Here is a 24,768-nt window from a genome sequence, read left to right on the forward strand (position 1 = left end):
GAAACGCCTGCTAGGGTTGACCGCCCCGCTCGCCGGTAAGTATAGACCCTGATAGAAATTTATGATGAATAAAATCTACATTTTACTAGGTATCATTTTTCTTCAGTCATGCATTGTATCTTATACCAACAGACGGTCCTTATTATTTTTTGATACTAATAATGATATTGGAGAACACCTTTTACTTCTTACTTCTATTTAACTAAGAAAGCAACAAACTTCCCTCTCCCCTTTTTGTGGCATCATAGCGACAAATGATTAAGACCATATGAAATTTGCATACCCATTTCTAATTACCCTGATCAATTTATCATTGTTCTCTAGCTGTGATAGATCAGAAGAATTACCCGACTGTAATGACTTGTATGCAACTTATGTGCACAAGTGGAACGACAATCCGGAGCATAAAATACCGATTGTCAAACCTGACATGATCCAATCCTTCAAGCCTGACACGTACGTTTCAACACTAGTGGACAGCACTGACAAGGGCTATGTTAAAACTAAGAAACAAGTGGAGGCATTGATTTCTGCTTCAAGACAGGATTTCCAGGAACTAGCAAACTTCAACGAGTTCTCTCTAGAGACCATTGAAAAATTGGACAAGGCAATTGACCGGCAATATATCAGAAGCATAATTGACGCGAGTGACGTAAATGATGATAGTAACCAATACATGATCTCTATCATCGAATTCGGATGCGCTTTAGCCCAAACAATGGAAAACGAAATTGGAGGCTTTGTTTGGGTTTATAAATATCCGTATTGGGAGTCTACACTCCTTCATAAAAAGACTGGGTTTGAAATTCCTGTTTTCCATTGGGCAATCAAAAAGTACAGTGAATACGGAGTTGACGATGGGTTTAAAGACAAGATACTAGCCTTGAAAAGTAACTTGCAAGAATAGAAAACGGCATGGATCAAGGCATAAACATGAGCCTTCAGCCGATTGCTTTGCCCGTCGTTTATACAAATTGTTACCAGTAAGAGGAATCAAGAAGCTGAAGGAATATAAAAATATGAGGATAAACGGTAGTTGGCCCGAAAATGGGTTAGAATGCTGTTACTCAAAACTCTGTACTTATTTATGAAAAAGAATTTGTAGATTAAATGACTACCTTTTGCGGAAGCGCTCACCCGGAATACAGGAGCTGGTTTCTGCAAGGTTCTACTTAAAAGCACCCTTCGCCCTTGGGCATGATGGGTAAAAAAACGTAGGCCAAAGCATACCATTCGTTCAGAAAAAGCAATCAACTCTAACCCTAACTTAGCCCGTATGAAAAAACTATTATCGGTTATCGTATTTTTCTTTGGTGCTTTTTTGAACGGATACGCCCAAAACGACAACTACCGCAAAGAATTACTCAACTTAGCCGATGTTTCCCGGTTGCCAATGTATCGGTCAGGAACAATGGAGCAGTTATCCAGCTATGACCGAACCGGGGGCAATGATGATGGGTTTTCTGGCAAGTACTCGGCCATCCGGAAAGAACCGGAAGGCTTGGTCATGGCCGATCTGAAAGGTCCGGGCGTTGTCAACCGCATCTGGACCCCTACCCCGGAAGTAGATACCGTTAAATTCTACTTTGACGGCGAAAAGACCCCTAGAATCAGCATCCCTTTCATCCATCTTTTCTCGGGTAAACAGCACCCGTTTGTGGCTCCCCTTTCGGGCAGCCAGCTAGGTGGGTATTATTGTTACCTGCCCATCCCTTACCAAAAATCATTGAAGATCATCTATACCGGCAAGAACCTCCGCTTTCATCAGGTACAATACCGCACCCTGCAGGAAAACGAACAAATGGGCACTTTCACCCCTTCCCTGCTGGATCAGCATAAAGATGCCTTTGAAAAGGTCAGGGCGGCGTGGGGCCACCAAACCTCGCCACTTCAGCTGTATGGAGACAAAATCAAGTCACAGAAAGTAAACCTGGTGCTAAGGAAGGGAGCCGAAGAAACCCTTTTTAAGCTGAAGAAAGGGGGTCGCATTGTAGGCATAGAACTTGGAGCCGGAAGCGATCTTCTGCAAGCCTACCAAAAAGTACTGCTGAGCGCCCGCTGGGATAATGAGCAAAAGAATGCCCTTGAACTGCCCCTGCACAACTTCTTTGGCTTTGCGTTCGGGAAACCGGCCATGCAATCCATGCTCCTGGGCGCCGACAGAAATAAGCTCTACTCCTATTTACCCATGCCCGTGGATCGGTCGGCGGAACTGAAGTTGAAGTACGACAAAGGAAAGGCCGGTGACCCAGACGAAATCCTGATCTCAGGCACCATCTATTACACCAATGACAAGCGGGATGCCGCCACTGAAGGCAAGTTGTATGCCCAGGCAAGGCGGCAGTACAACATCCCCTCGGCGGTACCGCACCTGATCGCCAATGTGAGAGGAAGAGGCCATTACATTGGCACCATTCTGCAAACCCAAGGGCTGGAAGAAGGCAGCACGTACTATTTTGAGGGCGATGACCGGGCCTTCATTGATGGCAAGCTGCGGTTACACGGTACGGGATCGGAAGACTACTTCAACGGCGGCTGGTACGCCGTCACCGACAAGTGGGACAAAGGTTTCAGTTTGCCCATTCACGGAGCCTTGGCCTATGACCTCATGACCTCGCGTACCGGCGGTTACCGATTCTATCTTGCTGATAAGCTCAACTTCAATGATTCGCTCCGCCTGACCATCGAGCACCAGCCCGAGGATAAAACCAACGTGAAAACCGATTACACCTCCGTAGGTTTGTTTTACGCCGATAAGCCGCAGTTTGAAAACTCTGAGATCAGGATAGACGATCAGATTACCAAACTTCCCGAGCGGCATAAATTAACGCCGCAAGGAATGGTGTATTCCCTCTACTGGCTGGCCACCGCCGATTACCAAGAGCCTTCCATTGTGTTCGGCCTGAAGCCTTCTGATTCCTGGACGGCCAAAATTGACATAGATGCGGTGCCCGTGGCGCAGGTTTCGCTGCAAGGATTGGATAATGGCCGGTACAAAGTCTATGTGGAGCACGGCAAAACCCCGCAGGGAAGTCCTTTCAGTCTGTGGCAACGCTCTTCTCAAATCTCCGGCTGGATTCCCACTAACATCGAAATTCCTGACCAGGGAGCGAAAACGGTCTATGCCGGCGAGATTGAGATAACCGATGAACTGAAAACCATTACCTTGCGCAAAAGACCCGCCGATGTGGCCTCAGTGCGCGTTTTCAGCTTTATTTTCGAGAAAATTGAGGAAAAGAAGTAATTGGGTGAAGCTTAGCGGAAGCCCGATTAATGGTGAAGATGAACGGTGCCTAATAGGAAACAATCAACTTCAGCAGAAAGCCGGATCTTCCTAAAGGTAATGAACTAAAGAGAACTTCGCTATTCCTTCAGCCATTCCAGGGCGGGCTCTGTCTCCGTGAAGCTCTGGAACTGGATGCGGAGCTCGTTGTTGTTGAACACTTTCCTGACCACGTGTTCCCTGAAGATGCTGGAAGAGATAACGCGTGCTATTTTCTGCACCCGGGTGGAAGCCAGGCTCTGCACAAAGTGAGCGATGACCGGAGCAAACACATCTTCCTGTATGTCTACCTGGGTTTCCCGGGCATCGAACAGGAGCTTCTTGATGTCATAGTTTCTGGCATGCTCCACAATGATGCCAAAAGACCTGTTGATCTCCGGCACCAGGATATCGCTTACGGGAGGCAAGCTGACAGACATGATATCGGTGCTTGGATCATAGTCCAGTGATAAGAACCCACTGTTGTAGATAATCATAGTTATTAGGTAATGGGACGTAGGAGCAAACGACAGACTAACGCCAATCGTTACATCAGCTTGCAGAGCACTACTATATTCTCCAGTGTTTCAGCAGGTTGACAATTACTGCATCTGAGTTGGTTGCTTTGTACCAGAGTAAGATACCAGAAATTAAACTCAGCTAAATTTCATGAGATAGCCTTTAATTTAGAGCAGTAAAGGAAGCTTTGTTTTCCATCTCTTTTCCTGAAAACAGGCCTAAAACAGCAGATATTCCCCATAACCCTTAGAGTTCAACCCATAGTAAAACTAGTTATATGACTACAGACAAGAAGTACTTCTTTTTAAAGCTGAATCCACCCAGACCCACCTTCGCCTTTGACATGAATGAGGATGAGAAACAAGTCATGCAGTCCCACATGGGCTACTGGGCTCCGTACGTAGAGAATGGAACCGTAGTAGTAATTGGCCCGGTGTTAGACCCCAACGGTCCATTTGGCGCGGCGGTAGTACGGGTAGACAACGAGGAAGAAGTGAACACGCTTATCACCAATGATCCGGCAAACCAGCTAAGTTCCTATGAGGTGCACCCTATGATGGCAGTCACCAAATCATAAGCACCTACGCAGCCCAAAGTTCTTCCTGGAAAATAGACCAAAGACTTTAAAAGCAAAAGACCTGTACGCTGCCCTCACAGGAAGCATACAGGTCTTTTTATTTCACTAAAAGGAATGCCTACACCGCAGCTAATTGCAGCTGGGCAGGTATTTCTACCACTGGCAAACCTTCTTTCTCCAGTTGATCAACCAGGGAAGTCAAATCGGCTAAGGATTCTAAAACAAAGTAGGAAACGGGTTGGTCTACCGCTTTGTAAGGCTGCCCTAAGATTTCCTCCAGCACGATAGGCTGCCACTGGTTTTCGCTTCTCAGGGCTTTTTCGGCCTCGGGGGCGTTAGAGATCAGGTGGAACCCGAACAGAGTGGCTTTTCCTTCTGCATCGCGTAACAGGCCATTGCCCAATACGTGCTGCACCAAACGCCACAGCAATTCGGTTTCTGCCGGATCCTTGTGTTTCAAAGACAGCTGCCCTACCCGGTGCATGAAGTCTGCCACCTCCGGCTGTAACACCCAAGGCAAGAGACTGAATACATCCTGGAAGAGGTCTTTGTCTCCCTGCAAGCGAAGGTCAGCGTCTGGGTGCAGACGTATCTGGGTCACTGCCGGGAATCTCTTCTTAGCCCATTTGGCCAAAACCTGGCGGGGCCTGAGCGGTTCTTCCACGGCTACTACCTCCCAGTCAGAAAGGCGTTTCAAAAGATAATTCAACTCCTGGAAATCGGGAATGAAATAAGCCTTCAGTTCCAGGGCGTTGACTCCTTGCCAAAAGGGCGCAGAGACTACGGCAGACAACGCTTGTGTCCGCTTTGTGTACAAGATGTTCCAGGTCTGTTGGTGCTGGATGGTGTACTGATGGTACTGTTGTTGATACATGGCTATTTCACATAAAAAAAGCCCGACTCCAGTTAACCGGAGCCAGGCTTCATATTGGGTTTGAATTTCTTTTCTTAGGTCATCAAGATTCAGCCCATATTGTCCCCGCTCCGGTACGCATCGCGTACGGTTTGCAATTGACAATCATTAGAATTTGGGCAAATGTTTTCATAACTGACACTAATATAGAATATCCGATATTTAAAGTCAAGTAAAAGTTTATTTTTTTACTTCTTAAATACAGAGCTTGCCTCCTCTTCCGCTTACAATTACTTTTTGAAAGTACCTGCAAACTGAGCTTTATACGCTGGTAGTATGGGTTTTGGTTACAGTTCTGGGAGTACTTAGACTAATTCCTGACGTAGGGCAAACACTTTCCGCATTTTCCGGATCATGCGTTCCGACTCCGTAAAGCTCAGGGTCTGGGCTCCGTCTGAGGCCGCTTCCTCTGGCTTCTCATGGGTTTCGTAGATGATGCCGTCGGCACCGGCCATGATAGCCGCCAAGGCCATCGGTTCCACATATTCCCTGATCCCGATGCCGTGCGAAGGGTCTACAATCACCGGCAGGTGCGTTTTCTCCTTTAAAATTGGAATAGCGTTCAAATCCAGGGTATTGCGGCTAGCGGTCTCGTAGGTCCGGATGCCGCGCTCGCAGAGCATCAGTTTCTCGTTTCCGCCGGAGAAGATGTATTCCGCAGAGTACAGCAACTCATCAATGGTTCCGGAGATACCGCGTTTCAGCAGTACGGGCTTGTCTACTTTGCCCAACTCGTCCAGCAAGTTGAAGTTCTGTGTGTTGCGGGCGCCTACCTGGAACACATCGGTGTACGGTTCCATGGGCGCGATCTGGGAGACCTGCATTACCTCGGTTACAATTTTAATGCTGTGGGCCCGGCACATGTCATAGAACATCTTCAGGCCTTCCAGCCCCATCCCCCGGAAAGAATACGGCGAGGAACGCGGCTTGAACACCCCACCCCGCATGAAGCGCACGTTATTGGCCACCAGGTGGTTGATGGTTTTCTCAATCTGCTCTTCGCTTTCAATGGAACAAGGACCGGCCATGATGGTGAACTCGCCCTCCTTCACCCGCAACCCATCCCCGAAGTCAATGACCGTAGGGTTCACTTTCCACTTACGCGACACCAGGCGGTACTCATCAGACACGATGTGGATGTCTTTGATGCCCGGCAGATTGCCGATGGTACGCACGTCAAACTCAGCTTTGCCGGTGCCCACCAGGTAATGGCCGGCCTGGGTCACCACCTCAGTGGTTTTGTATTTCAGTTCCTTGGCCTTGTCTACAATGGCCGCTTTATCCTCAGGACGTATATCTGGATGTAATTGAATAAGCATGACTTGTTACTTTGAAAGTTGAAGAGTAAGCAGCAAAGTGGTAGGTTTTCTGAGGAGGTGGTTCCTAGGCTATGGGCTATTCATCCCTACAATCCCTTCGCTCGCCTCTGGCGAGTGTGAGTTATCTTGCGGCCTCTGGCCGCAATGCGGGTATATTTCTTGAATGTACCTAGCGGCCAGAGGCCGCAAGATAACCCACACTCGCCAGAGGCGAGCGAGGAGGAGAAGAACCCACCTTAATTCAGAGCAACTGCCCTACCCTCTGATCTGCTGTAAAAAGGAACGGACGTTTTCTTTGACCTCAGCGGGCTGCTGCAGGGCTTTGATGAAGGCACTCCCGATGATGGCCCCGTGCGCAGAAGTACACGCCAACTGAAACGATGCTTTATCGCTGATTCCGAAGCCAATGAGCAGCGGATTCTTCAGCCCCAATTGACGCACTTTGGAGAAGTAGGCCTCCTGTGCCTCAGAGGTCTGCACCTGGCTACCGGTGGTGCTGGCGCTGGAAACCATGTAAATAAAGGAGTTCGTCAGTTCATCAATCTTGCGGATGCGGTCCTCGGAGGTCTGCGGCGTGATAAGGAAAATCAGGCTGAGCCCGTACTTCTCTAGGATAGGCTTGTACTCCTCCTCGTACTCCGCGAAGGGAAGATCCGGCAGAATGAGTCCGTCTACGCCCACCTGGGCGGCATCCTGGCAGAAGCGCTCAAAGCCGTACTGCATCACCGGGTTCAGGTAGCCCATCAGAATGATTGGCAAAGTTACGCGCTCCCGCACTCCGGCTAACTGCGCCAATAACATCTTGATAGACATCCCGTTCTCCAGCGCTACCTGGTTGCTGGCTTGAATGGTAGGCCCATCGGCCAAAGGATCAGAGAACGGCATGCCAATCTCCACCAGATCTGCACCGGCGGCTTCAAGTTCTTCCAGAATGGTCACGGTGTCTTCCAGTTTTGGGTAACCGGCGGTGAAGTAGATATTCAGAAGATTCCCGCTTTTCTCCTGGAACAGGCGCGTGAGTCTATTGTTGGGCATCTTGTTGTTCAAAATAAGTGAGAATGGTGTTCAGGTCTTTGTCGCCACGGCCGGAGAGATTCAGGACGACTACTTCGTTCGGGCCGGCGTTGATTTCTTTGAGAGCCGCCAGCGCGTGCGAGCTTTCAATGGCCGGAATGATGCCTTCCAGGCGGCTCAGTTCACGCAGGGCCTCCATGGCATCGGCATCGGTGATGGCGATGAACTGGGCCCGGCCAGTGTCTGCCAGGTGCGCATGCTGCGGACCTACGCCCGGGTAATCCAAGCCGGCCGAGATTGAATACGGTTCGGTGATCTGGCCGTCATCAGTTTGCATGAGCAGGGTCTTGCTGCCGTGAATGATACCGGTTTTACCCAGGATAGAAGTAGCAGCCGAGTGGCCCGAATCCACGCCCAAACCGGCAGCTTCTACGGCAATCAGTTTCACTTCGGGCTCGTCCAGGAAGTGGTAAAATGCACCGGCGGCGTTGGAGCCACCGCCTACACAGGCCACCACGTAATCCGGCAGTTCACGGCCTTCTTTCTCCAGCAGCTGTTTTCTGATCTCTTCGGAAATAACGGACTGAAAACGGGCCACCATGTCTGGGTACGGGTGCGGACCTACTACCGAACCAATGATGTAATGCGTATCCTCAGGGTGATTGATCCAGTCGCGGATGGCTTCGTTCGTGGCGTCTTTCAGGGTCTGGGAACCGGAGGTAACCGGCACTACGGTTGCTCCCAGCAGGCGCATTTTCTCCACGTTGGGCTTTTGACGCTCGGTGTCAATCTTGCCCATGTACACAATGCACTCCAGTCCGGCCAGGGCGCAAACGGTAGCGGTAGCCACGCCGTGCTGACCGGCTCCGGTCTCCGCGATGATGCGTTTCTTGCCCAGGCGTTTGGCCAACAGGATCTGCCCTACCGTGTTGTTGATCTTGTGGGCGCCGGTATGGTTCAGGTCCTCGCGCTTGAGGTAGATTTTGGTGTTGTACCGCTCAGACAGGCGTTTGGCGTGGTAAAGCGGCGTTGGCCGGCCCACGTAATCGCGCAGCAATTCCTGCATTTCGGCCTGAAACTCTGGCTCCTGCATAATGGACAGGTATTTCTCCCGCAGCTCCTCCACGTTGGGGTACAGCATCTCAGGTATAAAGGCCCCGCCAAATTGGCCGTAGTAGCCTCGTTCGTTCACTCCGTATTTCATGTACTTCTGTTATTTTTCAGAGAATCCACACAAGGCAGTCTCTTTTAAATGATTGTATAACAAAGACTAACCTCTTACTCCCTCTACAAACTGTTTCAGCTTGTTGATGTCTTTTAAGCCGGGCTTCACTTCAAATTTACTGTTCAGGTCAATGCCATACAGCTTTGGCAATTGCAAGGCTTTGATCTCCTCTATGTGCTCCATGTCAATGCCGCCGCTCAAAAAGAAAGGCACTTCTAAGGTGTAGTTCTTCAGCAACTCCCAGTTGAACCGTACCCCGTTGCCGCCGGGGTTTGGTCCGCTGGCATCGAACAGGAAAAAATCGGTGGAGGTGGCATATTCCCGTAACTGCTCGAAATCGAAATCATTCCCCACCCGGAACGCTTTCATCACTACCAACCCTGCGTCTTTCAACTCCAGACACACCTGCGGCGACTCGTGGCCGTGCAGTTGCACCATTTCCAACCCCAGATCGGTCACCTTTTCTAACATCACCTGCGTATCCTCGTCTACAAACACGCCCACCTTTTTGGTGTCGGTTGGGAAAACCGAGGAAAAAACGGCCCATTGCGTGGTAATGAACCGGGGCGATTTCTCGTAAAAAATAAAACCTACGTAGTCTGGCTGAAGCATCAGGAGCTCTTGAATGTTCTCACTGTACTTCATGCCGCACACCTTTATCTTAAGGTCTTTAGTTGGCATTCTATTTTGTATTGGTTGTTTGTCTTTGGGGTAGGTCATGGAAGAGCAGGGCTCCGGCACAACCGGGTAAGGTTTAAGTTAGTTTCCGTTTAGAGCCTCTTTTGCTGAAAACAGGCTTTAAACGCTATACTTTGCAGGCCGGATTCGCTTCTTTGTCAGGGAAACAATTGGTGCCGGCCAGCCGGTTAGTTCAAATGGAAAAAGCAGGTTCTGCCTGTCTTAGCTTCTTCAGTTCCTCAATAAACTCGGCGCAGGCTTTCTCCGGACGGCTCTGGCGCATGAACGCCTCGCCCATCAGGAATCCTTCATAGCCGTACTGCCGAAGTTCCACCACACTAGCAGGTTCGCTCAAGCCACTCTCCGACACTTTCACAAACTCGTTGGGAATGTGATGAGCCAGTTCTTTGGAAGTCTCCAGACTCACGCTGAAATCATGCAGGTTGCGGTTGTTCACGCCAATCAAGTCCACATGCGGGGTAATGGTTCTGTCCAGTTCCTCGCGGTTGTGTACTTCCAGCAACACTTCCAGGCCGAAGGAATGGGCAAACTGTGCCAGACGATCTACTTCTTCTTTAGTCAGCACGGCCGCGATCAGGAGAATTGCATCGGCCCCGATAGATTTGGCTTCCAGGATCTGGTACTCCTCCACCACAAAGTCTTTCCGCAGGATGGGGCAGAAATTAAACTTGCGGGCGGTGGTCAGGTCCTCGTTCTTGCCGCCAAAGAAAGTCGCATCCGTCAACACCGACAAAGCCGAGGCGCCTGCCTGCATGTACCCGATGGAGGTACGCTCTACCGGAGCGTAGGCGTTGATAGTGCCTTTAGACGGCGATTTGCGCTTGTACTCGGCAATGATGCCGTTCAAATCGGGGCGCTGCACGTACTTGCGCAGAGACACCGGCTGCGAGTTGAAATAAAGGCTTCTTTCCAACAAGGCCGTTGGCACCAAGGCTTTCCGGTCGGCTACTTCCTGCCGCTTGTGGGCAATGATCTTATCTAAAATGGTCTGAGACATACTCTTGTTTATGCTAAAAACTTCTGAAAGGTTTGGAGCGCTTGCCCCGAGGTAAGCGAATGACGGGCTTTCTGCAAGGCCTCTTGCACGGTCAGTTTCTCGTCTGAGCAGTAGATGCCTAATCCGGCGTTGGCTACCACGGCATCCTGTTGCGCCTGGGTGCCCCTTCCTTCCAGCACGTTCATAAATATTTCCGCGGCCTCTTCTACGGTGTTGCCGCCGTACAGATCGCTGGCTTGGTAGGTGGGCAGACCCAAATCCGAAGGCTGCAGAATCTGCTCGCCCTGCGGGGTCACCATTTTAAACGGACCAGTGAGCGAGACTTCATCGTAGCCATCCAGCGCGTGCAGCAGCACAAACCGTTTGCCGGTCTTCTGGTAAAGGTACGTGTACAGACGCAGCAACTCCAGACTGAACACGCCCACCATCTGGTAATGCGGCTTAGCCGGGTTGATCATAGGGCCTAGCATGTTGAAGAAGGTCTTTACGCCTAACTCCTTCCGGATGGGCGCTACTTCTTTCATGGCCGGGTGGAACAACGGCGCGTGCAGAAAGCAGAGGTTGGTTTGTTCCAGCTTGGCTTTCAGTTGGGCACTGTCATTGGTGAAGGTGTAGCCCAGGTGCGCCATCACGTTGGAAGACCCGCAGACCGAGGAAACCCCGGTATTGCCGTGTTTAGCCACTTTATAGCCCGCACCGGCCACCACAAAGGAAGCCAGGGTAGAGATGTTGAACGTGTCTTTGCCGTCGCCGCCAGTGCCGCAGAGGTCAATCACCTGGTCGGTGCCCAGGTCGGGGAGCAGGCAGAGTTCCAGCATCGCTTCTCTGAAGCCTTCCAGCTCCTGTACCGTGATGTTGCGCATGAGGTAGACGGTCATGAACGCGGCCATCTGGCTGCTGTTGTATTGGCCCCTGCCGGTGTTGAGCAGTACCTGCCGGGCGTCTTCTTTGGTTAAGGTTTTATGTTCAATCAGTTGTTGCAGTACTTGTTTCATAGGGCTAATGAGGCGGCATAAGAGGTCCATTGATTCACGCGTTTGGTGGGGTTCTGCAACCAATTGCGCATCATGTCCTTGCCGTAGTCCGTGAGGATAGATTCTGGGTGGAATTGCACGCCGCACACATCGTACTGGCTGTGCCGAAGGGCCAACACCTCGCCGTTCTCGTCTACCGCGGTGATTTGTAAGGCCGAAGGAACTGAGTTGGGCACCACAGTCCAGGAGTGGTAGCGGGCCACGTTGAAGGTGCTGGGTAATTGTTTGAACATGGGCTCCTTGTTGTTCACCACCCTGATGGTAGCGGCCACGCCATGGAACACTTCCTTCAGGTTAGACAACTGCGCCCCGAACACCTCGGCAATGGCCTGGTGGCCCAGGCACACGCCCATGATGCGCTTGGTGGGGGCATATTTTTTCAGCAGCTCCGGCATGATACCGGCCTCGCTTGGCACACCCGGACCCGGCGAAAGCAAGATCACATCAAACCGGTCCACCTCTTCCAGGCTGATCTGGTCATTGCGGTGCACTTCCATGTTCTCGGCGTACCCCAGTTCCCGGAGCAGCTGCACCAGGTTGTAGGTAAAGGAATCGTAGTTATCTAAGACAAGAATTTTCATGGTACTAAAAGGGTTGTCGTTTGTCTGGTTCAGGTTCTCTTCTATTGGTTTTGGGGTTGTATTTCAGAAATCAGACCCAAAACGCCTTCTTCACATCATTTTCAAATAGTAGAGGCTTTTTCCAAAGCCTTGCGCAGAGCCGCTAGTTTATGGTGTACTTCGTGGAGCTCGCTGTTGGTGTCTGACTTGGCCACCACCCCGGCCCCTGCCTGAAAATACAATTTATTTTTGACACTCAGGAACGAGCGGATCATGATGGCGTGGTTGAAATCGCCCCCGAACCCCAGGTACCCGATGCATCCGCCGTAATAACCCCGGCCGGTGGGCTCCAGTTCATCAATGAGGGTCAGAGCCCGATGTTTAGGCGCCCCGGACAAGGTACCGGCCGGAAACGTATCTGCCACCATCTGCACCGAGCCGTGCGCCTGCGGCAGCTGCGCGGTCACTTTGGATACCAGGTGAATCACGTGCGAGTAGTACTGCACTTCTTTGAATACTTCCACTTTCACGTTGTCGCCGTGGCGGCTCAGGTCGTTGCGGGCCAGGTCTACCAGCATCACGTGCTCTGAGTTTTCTTTGGGGTCGTCGTAGAGTTTCTGGGCCAGCTCGGCATCGGCTACGTCATTGCCGGTGCGCTTGAACGTGCCCGCAATGGGGTAAATGGTGGCGGTATCGTGCTTGATGGTTAGCTGCGCCTCCGGCGAGGACCCGAAGATCTTGAAATTGCCGTAGTCAAAGTAGAACAGGTACGGCGAAGGGTTGATGGAACGCAGCGCGCGGTACACGTTGAATTCATCACCCTGGAACTCCTGCGAGAACCGGCGAGAAAGTACAATCTGGAAAACGTTGCCTAGGTGGCAGTGCCGCTTGCCCTCTTCAATCACCCGCAGGAACTCCTCATCAGTCTGGTTGGTGGTTTCTTCGCCGTTGATGGAGAAATGGAACACCGGGAAATTCTTGTTCCGGATGTGGGTTTCCAGTTCGTCCAGGCCGCTGTTTTGGGGCTGATTTTCCAGAGAATGCTCAAAAATGTAAAGCTCGTTTTTGAAGTGGTCAATGGCGATCACGAACCGGAAAGCCTGGTACAGGATCTCGGGCAGGTCTGGGTGCGCCGAGTCTTTCTGTCGGAACTCCAGCGTTTCATAGTACTGCACCGCCTCAAACGACATGTACCCAAACAACCCGTTCTGGATGAACCCGAACTTGCCGGTTTCAGATTGAAACGCCTCGCAATACCGCTGCAGCAATTGCACCGCATCGCGGCGGTTGGTGAGGGTTTGCTCTTCCACGGTGCCGTCTGGGAACGACTGGCGCAGCACGTTGTCTTTCAGCTGGAACTCCGCGATGGGCTCGCAGCAGATGTAGCTGAAGCTGTTCTCGTGGCCGTGGTAGTCTGAGCTCTCCAGCAGCAGGCAGTTGCGGTATTTGTCGCGGAGCTGCAGGTAAATGCCCACCGGCGTCACGGTGTCGGCGAGGAGTTGGCGGTACTGTGTTTGTAGGGTGTAGGTTTTCATAAAATGTATAAAAAAAGGCTTACCGTTTGTTTGAACAGCAAGCCTTTTGAAAATATCGGCAAGTTTAAAATAGGCAATGGCCTGCTGTTCACCTCTCTCCCGATGGGTGCCACCAACAAATCATCGCGCTAAATTGTACTTGGTTCATCTTTCTCGTTTTAGACTTAATTTTATGGAACAGGGCTGAAAACACCAAAGGCCCGGGTGAATCCGAGCCTTTGATTATATCGCATTTCTGCACAGCAAGCGGTTCACCCATCAGATTTGACGTGTGTGCCACCAGGCGATGTGCTGAAATTGTGTCTTGTTCATATTGCAAATGTAAAGGCCGAAAACTGATTTGCAAGAATTTTTCTTAAAATTTCTGCTCACCCCATAGAAATTTACAAACTGCGGCGGTTTGCTTACTTTTAAGCCGTGTTTACCAGATGCGCTTCCCTCCTTTCCGGTCTTTGGCTGCTTTGCCAGCTTCCCTCCTTTGCCCAAACGCAAGCGTCGTCTACCTTTACTTATAAGACCGAAGCACAAACAGACAGTACCAACCGGTTCAGCCGGCAACTTCCCTGGATTGCGGCCGGAGCCGCTACCGTCTACGTGGGTGGCCTGGCCCTGCTGAACGAGGCCTGGTACCAGGACAAAGAGCGCACAAGTTTCCATTGGTTTGATGACTCCCAGGAATGGAAACAGCTGGACAAAGCCGGGCATTTGTGGGGCGCTTTCCATGAGAGTCGGCTGGGGGTGGACCTGTTGCGCAAAGCCGGTGTGCCGGATAAAAAGGCCATCTGGTACGGCGGTGCGCTGGGCTTTGTGCTGCAAACCCCCATTGAATACTTTGACGGCCGCTCCCCGGAATACGGCGCCTCCATCACCGACATTGCAGCCAACGCCGCCGGTTCACTCGCGGTGATAGCACAGGAGCTGGCCTGGGGCGAACTGCGCCTCATGCCCAAATACTCCTTCCACCGGACCCGATATGCAGAGCTCCGCCCAAACGTGTTAGGCAAAGGATTCAGAGAAGAGTTTCTGAAAGATTATAACGGCCACACGTACTGGCTCAGCGTAGATCTGGCCAAGTTCCTGCCCTCTGATAGCCGGTTCCCGAAGTGGCTGAACCCCGCAGTTGGCTACGGCGCCGAAGAAATGGTGTACAATGACCCGGATGCTAACCGCGCCATTGGGTTAGAGGCTTATCGGCAATATTACCTCAGCATGGACCTGAACTGGCAGGCCATTCCTACCCGCAGCAAGTTTCTGAAGAGTGCTTTTTATGTGCTTTCTATCTTCAAATTACCGGCTCCGGCCTTGGAATACAACCGCCGCCAAGGCTGGAAAATGCACGCGCTTTACTTCTAGGCTGCTGAATGAGAAGGTTATTGGTCTTGCCGTAAGTTACCTGGAAGCACTTCTGGCACCGGAAACACCATCCTGAAATCTGTGATACCAATCGTAGCCAATGGCTTCAACTGCTGAATTGGAGGAAAAAACCGGGGATCAGCGCTGATGCTTTTTGAAGAAGCCAGTTGCCCCTGCCCGTCCATTTCTGGTTTGGTAAGCAACAGTTGCTCGCGTACGTTCTGCACCAGCTTCACCAATGGAAGAGGCCGGGTTGTGACTGGCAATCTGGGACCGAAGGATTTTGCCTGGGCTGTGAAGAACACCTGATTTCCGGCGCTTAGCTCCAGGTCCATCAAGCCGTCAGAGGATTTCAGGAAACTGAAATCGGCTATTTCCTTGGGGATGCCCCAGTTCTCCCGTCCGTTCCAGGCGCTGGCCGAGGTGGAGACGTAAATCTTGGAAACGGAAAACGCCACCTGCCCATTAACTTTAAACAAACCCGGCAGAAACAACAGCTCCTGGTACGGTCCCACGTTGGTGGTGCGGTAGTTAAGGTACATCACAGCGCCAATCTTTCCCAGGTAAGCGGAGGCTTGGAAATCTTCCAGGAAACCATGTTCCAGGTTGAACTCCCGGGGAAAGGCGTACAGCCACACCAGTCCTTCGCCGGTGAGTTTCCAGGGAGCCGGGGCAATGATGGAGGGATTGTCCATGGCGGCGAAACGTTGGTGCAGTTTCTCTAAACGCGTCCTATTCTTTCCGGTTGCATGGTTGTGGCCTTAAACCGCAGGCACAACCCAGTATCAAAGATCGGGATTTTGGGTTCTCCTCTCTCCTCCGCCCGCTTTTGCGTATCTTTGTGAAAAGACCCTTGTTTTGGGTCTGTTTACCAAAAATCAGAAGCTAAACGAAATGAATATAGGAGACCGCGTGCGCCTGATGCACGGCAAAGAACAAGGTGTGATTACCCGCTTCCTGGACAACAACCTGGTGGAAGTGGCCATTGACAATGATTTCACTATTCCGGTGATGCGCCGGGAGGTGGTGGTGGTTGCCCCCGAAGAAGACCAGATGTTTAAGAACGCACCGGCACCGGCACCCACCAAGAAACCCGAAGCACCGGTAGTGCCTTCCACCGCCGTGGCCGGCATTTACGTGGCCCTGGTGCACCAGACGCCCGAGTTGCTGGCGGTGCATATCGTGAACAATTCTGAATTTGACCTGCTTTTCACGTACGGTGAGGAAACCGCCAAAGGCTACCGCGCCCAGCACAACGACAAGTTGCCGCCCAAGAAAACCAAACCAGTGGCGCACCTGCACATGAACGACTTTGACAAGTGGCCCGATCTGGTGGTGCAGTACCTGCAACACAAACCCGGTTCAAACACGCTGCTGGAGCCCGTTACCCGCAAACTCAAGTTCAAGGCCTCGTCTTTCTACAAGAGCAAGAAAACCGCGCCGGTGCTGCAGAAAGAAGGCTACGTGTTCCAGCTGGACTCAAAACCGTCTTTGGTGAACCCAGACCAGATCCAAGAACAGTTGATTGAATCGGCGGCACAGGCCGAGAACATCAAATTGGCGGTGCCCAACCACGAGGTGGACCTGCACATTGAGAAACTGCTGCCCAACGAAGATCCGCGTACCATGAGCAACTCAGAGATTCTGCGGCAGCAGATGACTGTCTTCCAGGACAATTTGGATAGAGCCATCGCCGCTAACATGCACGAGATCATCTTCATCCACGGCACCGGCAACGGTGTTCTGAAAAAGGAAATCCAGAAAGTGCTGAGCAAAAACCCGAACATCCGGTTCTTTGAAGATGCCCGCAAAGAGAAGTTTGGGTACGGAGCTACCCGCGTACACCTGAAGTAACCCACAATCATTTTGAGGCTGTTTAACAGAAATCAGCCTCAAAACAGATTAATTGAACGGATTTGGCTTTTAAATCCGCTACCTTTGTAAGAAAATCAGCAAGCTGGCTTATCGCTGCGCCTTTGCGGGCGGAGAGGAAAGTCCGGGCAACAGAGAGCATCCTGCTTCCTAACGGGAAGGCACCTGGCGGGAGACGGCCAGGTGACAGCCAGTGCCACAGAAAAGTACCGCCACTTATTAATTATCAATTGAGAATTATGAATTAGGATTTATTCTTAATTGTCAATTCTTAATTCTTAATTAAAAAGTGGTAAGGGTGAAAAGGTGCGGTAAGAGCGCACCAGCGGCTAGGCGACTAGTCCGGCTGGGTAAACCTCAGGAGTTGAAAGACCAAATAGGCTGACAGCGCCTTGCCTTTGGGCAGGGCTAAGGGCTGCTCGTCCGATGTCAGTGGGTAGGTTGATGGAGCCCCTCCGTGAGGACGGGCCTAGATAAATGATAAGCCATTTGCCGCTTGGCAAAGGACAGAACCCGGCTTACAGGCTTGCTGATTTTTTTATTTTCCCTTCCCTCCTTTCTTCTTTTCTCTTACCCATTTCCGGCGGAGGATGCCTTTACAGAAGGCAACCGGGTTATCCCTGCAGAAAAATCAAGCGTATAAAGGGCATTCTTTATCCAATGGCCTGCTGGTGCTTTTGCCCGGCCATGGATTTCCTGACATCAACTTCTACTTAGCTTTTGCCTATGCTATTAGAAAAAAGAATCCCCGTTTCGTACATCTTCAATAAGATCAAGAGAGACCTAGTCATTATCCTGCTGATTGGCGTTAGTGCCCACTTTCTTTCCTCCGCTTTTGTAGACAACATCCCAGAAATGCCCGGCAATATTCCCGCCTTTCTGGGTACTGCCATTACGGTGCTTTTATCCTTTAAAATAAGCCAATCCTATGACCGCTGGTGGGAAGCCAGAAAGGTGTGGGGAGCCATTGTGAATGACTCCAGAAGCTTTGTGATTCAGCTGCAATCATTTTTGAGAGATGCGTCTCACCCCCTTGTCAGCACCCTGGCATACCGGCAAATGGCCTGGTGTTATTCATTGGGGCAGACGCTCCGGGGCCTGGATCCCTTAGCGGGCCTGGACCAATTCCTGCCCCAGAAGGAGCTGCAGCATTTAACCCCGCACAAAAACAAGCCCCTGGCAATCCTCCAACTGAACAGCCTGGACATCAAGAACCTACATTTCTCAAATGAACTTGACACGTTCAAGCAGATGCAACTGGATTCAACCCTGGTAAGGCTGTGTGACTCCATGGGGAAGGCCGAGCGCATAAACAGCACGGTGTTTCCTAAGACGTACCGCTTGTTTCTGCATTTTGCCATTTACCTTTTTGTAGTGACGCTTTCTATTTCTTTACGGGAAATCCCTCTTATATTTGAGCTGCCCTTGCTGGTAGTGCTGTCTTCCATTTTCTTTTTGTTGGAAAAATCTGCCTACCATTTGCAGGACCCGTTCCGCAATAGACCCAGCGATACGTCCGTTACAGCTATTGCGCGCACCATTGAGATCAACATCAGGCAATTGCTGAACGAAACCACCATTCCGGAACCCGTTCAGCCAAACGGCTTTTACATCTTATAATCAACAACCTAAAAAACTATGTACACCCATTCCAAAGAAACCCAAAGCAAATTAACTCCTCAGATGGCCCTTGATATCCTGAAAGAAGGAAACCAACGGTTCCTCAACAACCTGAAAGCCAACCGGAACCTATTGCAGCAAGTGAACGAAACCAAAGAGGGCCAATTCCCTTTCGCCACTATTCTGAGCTGCATGGATTCCCGCACTTCAGCGGAGTTGATCTTTGACCAAGGCTTGGGTGACATCTTCAGCATCAGGGTTGCGGGCAATATTCTGAACGAAGATATTGTGGGCAGCATGGAGTACGCTACCAAGGCGGTAGGTACCAAAATTGTTCTGGTACTGGGGCACACACGTTGCGGTGCTATTGTTGGCGCCTGCAACAACGTGGAATTAGGCAATCTTACCGGTTTGCTGAACAAGATCAAGCCTGCCATTGAGCAAGAATCTACCACCACCGAAGGCCGGGACGGAAGCAACCCTACGTTTGTGAGAAATGTCACAGAAAACAACGTACGGTTAACCATGGAACAGATCAGAAAGACAAGCCCTATCATTGCCGAGCTGGAAAGCCAGGGAGAGATCATTATTACCGGCGGTATTTACGACGTGGAAACCGGCGAGGTAACCTTCTTTGATAAATAGTACTTGTTTTGCACTTCCTGTTTTCCCTTAAAACCGGGAAGTACAAAACATAAAACCTGCTGCTTTGCGTTACAAGTGCGTATGGAAAGTGCGTTGGTTTTGAATAATACAAAAAAACATAGAGGATTCCTGCTTTTCCTGTTAGCGGGAATCCTCTTTAGTTTTCCGCTTCGGGCCCAGGAGCAATGGGAGTTACGGAAAAATACCGATGGAATTGCTGTCTACACCAAAGACCTGGCAAACCAATCTTTTAAGCAGATACGGGTGGTGTGCGAGTTACCGGGTACCCCTGCCCTGCTGGTCAACCTTCTGAAGGAAGTGGAACACCATTCTGACTGGGTGTACCTGAACCGCGAAACCAAACTGCTGAAACGCCGCAGCGATAACCGGCTGGTCTACTACACCGAGGCTGATATGCCCTGGCCCCTCACCGACCGTGACATGGTAGTGGAAGCCGTTTTCTCCCCGGTTGTCAAAAACCAACCCACGCGGGTAGAAGTGAAAAGCGTCTCGGGGTACTTGCCGGAGCAGACTGATTTCGTCCGGATTCCTTCGTCCGTGGCCACCTGGGAGATCACCCCGGTATCTGATAAAAAGATAAAAGTAGACTACACGTTCAGCGTAAATCCGGGTGGTTCTGTGCCGCCCTGGTTGGTGAACCTCACCGTAGCCACCGGTCCGCATAAAACCTTTCAGAAACTGCGTGAGATCCTGGCAGAAAGATTCAGAAAGCAGAAGTAAGCCTTACTTCTGCTTTTTTCTTTTTGGGTTTTGGGGCCGTTTTCAGAAAATTAAGCCAGAAATGAAAGCAGGCATCCCTTAATGCCCTTGGGTTTGTTTCTGCTTGCTGATCTGCTAAACACCTATTACCTTCTCCCCATGACAGAGAAAGAACTGCCGCTCGTCACCTTATCAGAAACTTTGGACGGGGCTTTGGCCCAACATTACCATGATGCCAGTCCGGGGATTGCGGTCTCGGTTTCGCAGCAGGGGAAAACGGTGTATGAGCGGTGTTTAGGCTTGGCCAATGCTTCCACGGGCAAAAAGATTGACACCCGTAGCAATTTCAGGATGGCCTCCGTTTCTAAGCAGTTTACGGCCATGGCAGTTGCATTGCTGGAGAGAGCGGGGCAGCTTTCGTTTCAGAGCCGTTTATCTGATCTCCTGCCAGAACTAGGGCTTTTAGGAAATCAGATCACCGTGCATCACCTTCTCACCCACACATCTGGGTTGTATGATTATGAGGATGCGGTAGACTTTGCCCGCCCTGACCAGGTCACCGATGCCGAGGTCCTGCAAATCATAACTGCTGTTTCTGGCACGTATTTTCAGCCGGGTTCCCAATTCAGGTACAGCAACACCGGCTATGTGCTGTTAGGTCTTCTTATAGAAAAAGTAGCCCATAAACCCTTCGCAGAATTTTTGCGGGAACAGATCTTCGCTCCCCTAGGGATGAGCAACACAACCCTTTACAGCGTTACCAATCCTCAACACCAGATCCCTAATAGGGCGTTGGGCTATACACGGGATGAAAAAGGAGGCTTCTACCTGTCAGACCAGAGCCCCTGTAGCGCCACCCAGGGCGATGGCTGTATCTACACTTCTTTGCAGGAATACCAGCTATGGCACAAAGCCCTGTTCTCTGCTGACTTCCTTCACTTAGAACTATTATTGAACAAGAGCCACGCTGCTGTTGAGCAAGGAAAGAACTGGTACTACGGCATGGGTTGGTTTTTCGCTAAGCGGAAGGATGAATCATTGGAACTGTACCACACTGGCAACAGCAGTGGCTTCAGTCATTTGGTGGTGAGCATCCCTGCCGGGGAGGTGTTGATCACGGCTTTCTCCAATATCGCGGACAATTCTCATTTACTTCCTGGCTTGCTGCAGACTGTCCTACAAGAAACTTCTTTTCAACTGGAGAGTAATTTGGTTTGGCAGTTGCCCAACCTTACCAGGTGAACTCTGCCTTGTAATCCGTTTGTCTTTCCAGTAACAACTCTTTCTGATTTAGGCCTGTTTTCCTGAAAACAGGTGTGAAATACGTTTTTTGGCTTACATTTCACTAACAACTGTTTGCTTATACTTGAATTTCTTCAAACTAACAAGCGTTTTATTAAAATTTATCAAATATTTTTGGAATAATGTTTGGAAGTATAGACAAGACCCACTATGTTTGAGCATACTTACAGCAAGACAATGATTCAGCGCAACTCTTACTTTTACGGTTTTTACTTTTTTGGACCTCAGCCGGGGCTCAACAGGTAAGACTTTGCGTTAACAAACAAATAAGAAAAACCTCAGAGCCCCGCCTAAAGCGGGGCTTTTTTCGTTATGAACAGAACCTTAAAAATCGCCATTCAGGGAGGTCCGGCCTCTTTCCATGAAACCGCTGCCAAGCAGCTGTTCCCGTCTTCAGCCATCAGCACCATCTCGTGCGCTTCGTTTCCAGAGCTGTGTCAGACGCTGGAATCTGGTTTGGCCGACTTCGCGGTGATGGCCGTGCAGAACTCCCTGGCCGGTCCGTTGCTGCCCAACTACCGCCTCATGGCAGAATACGGGTTATCTGTGACCGCTGAGCGTTGGTTGCTGTTAGACCAGACCCTGATGGCCTTGCCCGGCCAGAAGCTGGAAGACATCAAGGAAATCTGGTCCCACCCCATTGCCTTGCTGCAGTGCTGCGATTTTATCCAAAGCCAGGCGGGCGTAACCACCAAAGAAACCTCAGACACCGCCGATACCGCCCGCATCCTGAAAGAAGAGCAGATTGCCGGGGTTGCCGCCATCGCCAGCCGCAAAGCCGCTGAGCTGTATGGTCTGGACGTGCTGAACGAGAACGTCGCCAATGACGTGGAGAACTATACCCGCTTTGTGGTGCTCTCCAGACAGCAGCCCAAAAAATTAGCCAACAAAGCCACTCTGCTTCTTCCCTACCCGGTGGTGAAGTTCTCTCTGGAAAGCCTGCTGGAGAAACTGAACAAATGCCAACTGGAGCTGACTATGCTGCAGCCGCTTCCGTCTACCAACCCCGGGCAACCGGCAGAATGGGTGCTGGAAATGGAAGGCGATGAAACTGCCTGCATCACTCAGTTGTTGGCCCTCTTGAAGTCAGTAGCGCCAAAGCACAAAATCTTAGGGCTTTATCCTAAGGCCGAAGCTCCGCTTCCGCAGGACCGGTTGGCCGGTTGTTTATCAGATGTTTTAAAGGCTCAGCCAGAATTAGTGTAGTATGATTATCCCCAGCGCCCACCGGTTACAACAGGTACAAGAGTACTACTTCTCCCGCAAACTGGCCGAAGTACGTGCGCTCAATGCTCAGGGCCGCAACATTATCAATTTAGGCATTGGTGACCCAGACATGGCTCCGTCTGAGGAAACCATCAATACCCTGGTAGAAACCAGCAAACGCCCCGGCGTGCACGGGTACCAGCCGTACAACTCCATCGCTCCGCTGCGGGAGGCCATTGCCCAGTGGTACCAGAAAACCTATGAAGTGGAGCTGGACCCCGAGAAAGAGATCCTGCCCCTGATGGGTTCCAAAGAAGGAATCTTCCACGTATCCATGGCGTTCCTGAACCCCGGCGACCGGGTGCTGGTGCCTAATCCGGGTTACCCGGCGTATGCCGCCGCAGCCCGTCTGGTAGGCGCTGACCCTATCTTCTACACCTTGAAAGAAGAAAACGGCTGGCTACCCGATGTAAAGGAACTAGAGAGATTGTTACAAGCCGAGGATGTGAAGCTGATGTGGATCAACTATCCGCACATGCCTACCGGCGCCGAAGCCACCTCTGAAGCCCTGCAGGAATTGGTGAACCTGGCCTTGCAGCATAAGTTCCTCCTGGCCAATGACAACCCTTACAGCCTGGTGTTGCCTAATGAAAAACCCTTGAGCCTATTGTCGCTGGACAACGCCAAAGAGTGCTGCCTGGAGTTCAATTCTCTGAGCAAATCGCATAACATGGCAGGCTGGCGCGTGGGCATGGTGCTGGGCCGGCAAGATTACCTGCAGTGTGTACTGCGGGTGAAAAGCAACCTGGACAGCGGCATGTTCCAACCCGTGCAGCACGCCGCCATTCAGGCTTTGTCTAACCCAGATAGCTGGCACGACCAGAGAAACGCCCTGTATGCCCAACGTCGCAGCAAAGTCTATGAACTGTTAGAGCTGTTGGGGTGTTCCTACCAGAAAAATGCCGTGGGCATGTTCGTCTGGGCCCGGGTACCCGATGCGGTGTCCAACGTAGAGGCCTTCCTGGACGAAATACTGTACGAAGCCGGCGTTTTCCTGACTCCCGGAAAGATCTTCGGCACCCAGGGCGAACGTTATTTAAGAATTTCGCTCTGCCTGCCAGAAAGTAAAATAGAAGAAGCAACAAACAGAATCCAGAAACACTTAACCTCGGCCAAAGCCGAACTTTCCTTATGAGCACCAAACATTTGACCCTGTCTTCCAACTCCATCTTCAGACGTGCCGATGGACAACCCCTGATCATTGCCGGCCCTTGCAGCGCCGAGAGCGAAGAACAGATGCTAGCCACTGCCCGTGGTCTGCAGTCTGTACCGGAAGTAACCATTTTCAGGGCTGGGATCTGGAAGCCACGTACCCGTCCGGGTGCTTTTGAGGGAATCGGAAAAGTAGGCCTGAAATGGCTGAAGACCGTGAAAGAGGTAACCGGCATGCTCACTGCCTGCGAGGTAGCAACTGCCGAGCACGTGAACGATGCCCTGAAACAAGGCGTGGACGTACTGTGGGTAGGTGCCCGCACCACGGTAAACCCGTTCTCAGTACAGGAAATTGCCGATGCGCTGGAAGGCGTAGACGTGCCTGTACTGGTGAAAAACCCGGTAAACCCAGACCTGCAGCTTTGGTTAGGCGCCCTGGAACGCCTGAACCGTGCCGGTATCACTGATCTGGCTGCCATTCACCGCGGATTCTCGGCCTTCGATAGCCGCCCGTACCGGAACCATCCAAAATGGAACATGGCCTACGAGTTCAAGAAACTGTTGCCTGAGATTCCGTTGATCTGCGATCCAAGCCACATTGCCGGTAAACGCGCCTTGTTGCAGCAAATCAGCCAGGAGGCGCTGAACCTTCAGGTAGACGGCCTCATGATCGAGACCCACTGCAACCCAGACGTGGCCCTGAGCGATGCCGCCCAGCAAGTAACCCCGGAAGGACTTTCCAACCTGTTGGCTTCTTTGGTAGTAGAGCGTGTACCGCTTACGTCTACCCAAAACGAAGAAGAGCTAAGCGAGCTGCGTAACCTGATTGACTACCTGGACAACGAGCTAATCAACGTGTTGTCTCGCCGGTCAGCGGTAGCCAAGCAGATTGGTCTTCTCAAGAAAGAAAACAAGATGAACCTGCTGCAAACCGGTCGTTGGGAACAAGTAATGGAGCAGCGTCTGAAAGCTGCGGCCAGAGAAGGGCTGGAAGAAGTATTTGTAAAAGCTATCTTCCAGGAGATTCATCAGCACTCCCTGCATGTTCAGGCGGCGGCAGAACCTGCCAAAGTTGAGTTGTAAGACATATGGCAGAAGAGAAAACACCCGCTAAAAGGTGTTTCTGAAAAGAGGCTATAAAGTCTCTTCAACTTCCCGCTAAACTGCTATAAAATTTCCCTTAA

The 24,768-nt window shown here is 51.1% G+C and carries 23 protein-coding genes and 1 other RNA gene; 13 read left to right on the forward strand and 11 right to left on the reverse strand.

Translation table 11 applies throughout. The annotated features are described in order from the left end of the window. Positions 1 to 268: 268 nt before the first annotated feature. Together JT719_RS02900 and JT719_RS02905 are read left to right on the forward strand one after the other, a co-directional pair. Positions 269 to 907: a hypothetical protein gene (locus JT719_RS02900; RefSeq protein WP_207430897.1), complete on the forward strand. Its 639-nt coding sequence runs from the start codon at positions 269 to 271 to the stop codon at positions 905 to 907. A gap of 369 nt (positions 908 to 1,276) precedes the next feature. Then, complete coding sequence (locus JT719_RS02905) at positions 1,277 to 3,244, forward strand: glycoside hydrolase family 172 protein (protein ID WP_207430899.1); 1,968 nt, start codon at positions 1,277 to 1,279, stop codon at positions 3,242 to 3,244. A 119-nt stretch (positions 3,245 to 3,363) separates the two neighbouring features. Here JT719_RS02905 and JT719_RS02910 read toward each other — a convergent pair whose 3' ends face one another. After that, the gene (locus JT719_RS02910; protein WP_207430901.1) at positions 3,364 to 3,759 is read right to left on the reverse strand and encodes a hypothetical protein; all 396 of its coding nucleotides are present in this window, start codon (positions 3,757 to 3,759) and stop codon (positions 3,364 to 3,366) included. A gap of 299 nt (positions 3,760 to 4,058) precedes the next feature. On the opposite strand from JT719_RS02910, the gene JT719_RS02915 reads away from it, so the two are divergent. Further along, entirely contained in the window at positions 4,059 to 4,358 is a 300-nt protein-coding gene (locus JT719_RS02915; RefSeq protein WP_207430902.1) for a YciI family protein, read from the forward strand. A 118-nt stretch (positions 4,359 to 4,476) separates the two neighbouring features. Here the strand turns inward: JT719_RS02915 and JT719_RS02920 are convergent, their stop codons facing one another. The 9 genes from JT719_RS02920 to JT719_RS02960 all read right to left on the reverse strand — a co-directional run bounded on the left by JT719_RS02920 (position 4,477) and on the right by JT719_RS02960 (position 13,654). Next, positions 4,477 to 5,232, reverse strand: a complete 756-nt coding sequence (locus JT719_RS02920; protein WP_207430904.1) for a hypothetical protein — start codon at positions 5,230 to 5,232, stop codon at positions 4,477 to 4,479. Between the two features lie 344 nt (positions 5,233 to 5,576). Next, positions 5,577 to 6,590 carry a 3-deoxy-7-phosphoheptulonate synthase gene (aroF, locus tag JT719_RS02925; RefSeq protein ID WP_207430906.1) on the reverse strand — a complete coding sequence of 338 codons (1,014 nt, stop codon included), beginning with the start codon at positions 6,588 to 6,590 and terminating at the stop codon, positions 5,577 to 5,579. Between the two features lie 255 nt (positions 6,591 to 6,845). Then, on the reverse strand, positions 6,846 to 7,625 hold the full coding sequence (gene trpA, locus JT719_RS02930; RefSeq protein ID WP_207430908.1) for a tryptophan synthase subunit alpha: 780 nt from the start codon (positions 7,623 to 7,625) through the stop codon (positions 6,846 to 6,848). Next, positions 7,612 to 8,808: a tryptophan synthase subunit beta gene (gene trpB, locus JT719_RS02935; protein WP_207430910.1), complete on the reverse strand. Its 1,197-nt coding sequence runs from the start codon at positions 8,806 to 8,808 to the stop codon at positions 7,612 to 7,614. The genes trpA and trpB overlap by 14 nt, the downstream gene beginning before the upstream one ends. 66 nt (positions 8,809 to 8,874) lie before the next feature. Next, positions 8,875 to 9,510 carry a phosphoribosylanthranilate isomerase gene (locus JT719_RS02940; protein WP_207430912.1) on the reverse strand — a complete coding sequence of 212 codons (636 nt, stop codon included), beginning with the start codon at positions 9,508 to 9,510 and terminating at the stop codon, positions 8,875 to 8,877. Between the two features lie 190 nt (positions 9,511 to 9,700). Next, on the reverse strand, positions 9,701 to 10,525 hold the full coding sequence (trpC, locus tag JT719_RS02945; protein ID WP_207430913.1) for an indole-3-glycerol phosphate synthase TrpC: 825 nt from the start codon (positions 10,523 to 10,525) through the stop codon (positions 9,701 to 9,703). Between the two features lie 8 nt (positions 10,526 to 10,533). Further along, positions 10,534 to 11,520: an anthranilate phosphoribosyltransferase gene (gene trpD / locus JT719_RS02950; protein WP_207430914.1), complete on the reverse strand. Its 987-nt coding sequence runs from the start codon at positions 11,518 to 11,520 to the stop codon at positions 10,534 to 10,536. Further along, complete coding sequence (locus JT719_RS02955; RefSeq protein ID WP_207430915.1) at positions 11,517 to 12,140, reverse strand: anthranilate synthase component II; 624 nt, start codon at positions 12,138 to 12,140, stop codon at positions 11,517 to 11,519. Before JT719_RS02955 ends, trpD begins: the two co-directional genes overlap by 4 nt. 101 nt (positions 12,141 to 12,241) lie before the next feature. Next, positions 12,242 to 13,654, reverse strand: coding sequence for an anthranilate synthase component I family protein (locus JT719_RS02960; protein WP_207430916.1), 1,413 nt, complete (start codon positions 13,652 to 13,654; stop codon positions 12,242 to 12,244). Between the two features lie 417 nt (positions 13,655 to 14,071). Between JT719_RS02960 and JT719_RS02965 the strand changes: the two genes are divergently transcribed. Further along, positions 14,072 to 15,007 (forward strand): DUF2279 domain-containing protein, encoded by a 936-nt coding sequence (locus JT719_RS02965; RefSeq protein ID WP_341350736.1) that lies wholly within the window; start codon positions 14,072 to 14,074, stop codon positions 15,005 to 15,007. A gap of 17 nt (positions 15,008 to 15,024) precedes the next feature. On the opposite strand, the gene JT719_RS02970 is transcribed toward JT719_RS02965, so the two are convergent. Further along, on the reverse strand, positions 15,025 to 15,702 hold the full coding sequence (locus JT719_RS02970) for an acetoacetate decarboxylase family protein (protein ID WP_207430917.1): 678 nt from the start codon (positions 15,700 to 15,702) through the stop codon (positions 15,025 to 15,027). 199 nt (positions 15,703 to 15,901) lie between these two features. Between JT719_RS02970 and JT719_RS02975 the strand changes: the two genes are divergently transcribed. The 9 genes from JT719_RS02975 to JT719_RS03015 all read left to right on the forward strand — a co-directional run bounded on the left by JT719_RS02975 (position 15,902) and on the right by JT719_RS03015 (position 24,667). Next, positions 15,902 to 16,861: a Smr/MutS family protein gene (locus JT719_RS02975; RefSeq protein WP_207430918.1), complete on the forward strand. Its 960-nt coding sequence runs from the start codon at positions 15,902 to 15,904 to the stop codon at positions 16,859 to 16,861. Positions 16,862 to 16,956: 95 nt separating this feature from the next. Continuing rightward, positions 16,957 to 17,416, forward strand: an RNA gene (gene rnpB, locus JT719_RS02980) — RNase P RNA component class A. Positions 17,417 to 17,605: 189 nt separating this feature from the next. After that, the gene (locus tag JT719_RS02985) at positions 17,606 to 18,499 is read left to right on the forward strand and encodes a bestrophin family protein (RefSeq protein WP_207430919.1); all 894 of its coding nucleotides are present in this window, start codon (positions 17,606 to 17,608) and stop codon (positions 18,497 to 18,499) included. An 18-nt stretch (positions 18,500 to 18,517) separates the two neighbouring features. Then, entirely contained in the window at positions 18,518 to 19,144 is a 627-nt protein-coding gene (locus JT719_RS02990; protein WP_207430921.1) for a carbonic anhydrase family protein, read from the forward strand. A gap of 99 nt (positions 19,145 to 19,243) precedes the next feature. After that, positions 19,244 to 19,885 (forward strand): START domain-containing protein, encoded by a 642-nt coding sequence (locus JT719_RS02995; RefSeq protein WP_207430923.1) that lies wholly within the window; start codon positions 19,244 to 19,246, stop codon positions 19,883 to 19,885. Between the two features lie 138 nt (positions 19,886 to 20,023). Further along, on the forward strand, positions 20,024 to 21,106 hold the full coding sequence (locus tag JT719_RS03000) for a serine hydrolase domain-containing protein (protein WP_207430925.1): 1,083 nt from the start codon (positions 20,024 to 20,026) through the stop codon (positions 21,104 to 21,106). Between the two features lie 372 nt (positions 21,107 to 21,478). Then, positions 21,479 to 22,372 carry a prephenate dehydratase gene (locus JT719_RS03005; RefSeq protein WP_207430927.1) on the forward strand — a complete coding sequence of 298 codons (894 nt, stop codon included), beginning with the start codon at positions 21,479 to 21,481 and terminating at the stop codon, positions 22,370 to 22,372. 1 nt (position 22,373) lies between these two features. After that, entirely contained in the window at positions 22,374 to 23,567 is a 1,194-nt protein-coding gene (locus JT719_RS03010; RefSeq protein ID WP_207430934.1) for a pyridoxal phosphate-dependent aminotransferase, read from the forward strand. After that, on the forward strand, positions 23,564 to 24,667 hold the full coding sequence (locus JT719_RS03015) for a chorismate mutase (RefSeq protein WP_207430935.1): 1,104 nt from the start codon (positions 23,564 to 23,566) through the stop codon (positions 24,665 to 24,667). Before JT719_RS03010 ends, JT719_RS03015 begins: the two co-directional genes overlap by 4 nt. Positions 24,668 to 24,768 lie beyond the last annotated feature (101 nt).

It is taken from the genome of Sabulibacter ruber, from assembly GCF_017355955.1.
Classification (GTDB): domain Bacteria; phylum Bacteroidota; class Bacteroidia; order Cytophagales; family Hymenobacteraceae; genus Nibribacter; species Nibribacter ruber_A.

Bases quoted from the DNA above. Each gene is read 5' to 3' on its own strand.
- JT719_RS03010 (WP_207430934.1), top strand. From the start codon at position 22,374: ATGATTATCCCCAGCGCCCACCGGTTACAACAGGTACAAGAGTACTAC.
- JT719_RS02915 (WP_207430902.1), top strand. From the start codon at position 4,059: ATGACTACAGACAAGAAGTACTTCTTTTTAAAGCTGAATCCACCCAGA.
- trpB (WP_207430910.1), bottom strand. From the start codon at position 8,808: ATGAAATACGGAGTGAACGAACGAGGCTACTACGGCCAATTTGGCGGG.
- JT719_RS02900 (WP_207430897.1), top strand. From the start codon at position 269: ATGAAATTTGCATACCCATTTCTAATTACCCTGATCAATTTATCATTG.
- trpC (WP_207430913.1), bottom strand. From the start codon at position 10,525: ATGTCTCAGACCATTTTAGATAAGATCATTGCCCACAAGCGGCAGGAA.
- trpD (WP_207430914.1), bottom strand. From the start codon at position 11,520: ATGAAACAAGTACTGCAACAACTGATTGAACATAAAACCTTAACCAAA.
- JT719_RS02940 (WP_207430912.1), bottom strand. From the start codon at position 9,510: ATGCCAACTAAAGACCTTAAGATAAAGGTGTGCGGCATGAAGTACAGT.
- JT719_RS02905 (WP_207430899.1), top strand. From the start codon at position 1,277: ATGAAAAAACTATTATCGGTTATCGTATTTTTCTTTGGTGCTTTTTTG.
- aroF (WP_207430906.1), bottom strand. From the start codon at position 6,590: ATGCTTATTCAATTACATCCAGATATACGTCCTGAGGATAAAGCGGCC.
- JT719_RS02920 (WP_207430904.1), bottom strand. From the start codon at position 5,232: ATGTATCAACAACAGTACCATCAGTACACCATCCAGCACCAACAGACC.
- JT719_RS02955 (WP_207430915.1), bottom strand. From the start codon at position 12,140: ATGAAAATTCTTGTCTTAGATAACTACGATTCCTTTACCTACAACCTG.
- JT719_RS02975 (WP_207430918.1), top strand. From the start codon at position 15,902: ATGAATATAGGAGACCGCGTGCGCCTGATGCACGGCAAAGAACAAGGT.
- JT719_RS02985 (WP_207430919.1), top strand. From the start codon at position 17,606: ATGCTATTAGAAAAAAGAATCCCCGTTTCGTACATCTTCAATAAGATC.
- JT719_RS02990 (WP_207430921.1), top strand. From the start codon at position 18,518: ATGTACACCCATTCCAAAGAAACCCAAAGCAAATTAACTCCTCAGATG.
- JT719_RS03000 (WP_207430925.1), top strand. From the start codon at position 20,024: ATGACAGAGAAAGAACTGCCGCTCGTCACCTTATCAGAAACTTTGGAC.
- JT719_RS02960 (WP_207430916.1), bottom strand. From the start codon at position 13,654: ATGAAAACCTACACCCTACAAACACAGTACCGCCAACTCCTCGCCGAC.
- trpA (WP_207430908.1), bottom strand. From the start codon at position 7,625: ATGCCCAACAATAGACTCACGCGCCTGTTCCAGGAGAAAAGCGGGAAT.
- JT719_RS03015 (WP_207430935.1), top strand. From the start codon at position 23,564: ATGAGCACCAAACATTTGACCCTGTCTTCCAACTCCATCTTCAGACGT.
- JT719_RS03005 (WP_207430927.1), top strand. From the start codon at position 21,479: ATGAACAGAACCTTAAAAATCGCCATTCAGGGAGGTCCGGCCTCTTTC.
- JT719_RS02910 (WP_207430901.1), bottom strand. From the start codon at position 3,759: ATGATTATCTACAACAGTGGGTTCTTATCACTGGACTATGATCCAAGC.
- JT719_RS02970 (WP_207430917.1), bottom strand. From the start codon at position 15,702: ATGGACAATCCCTCCATCATTGCCCCGGCTCCCTGGAAACTCACCGGC.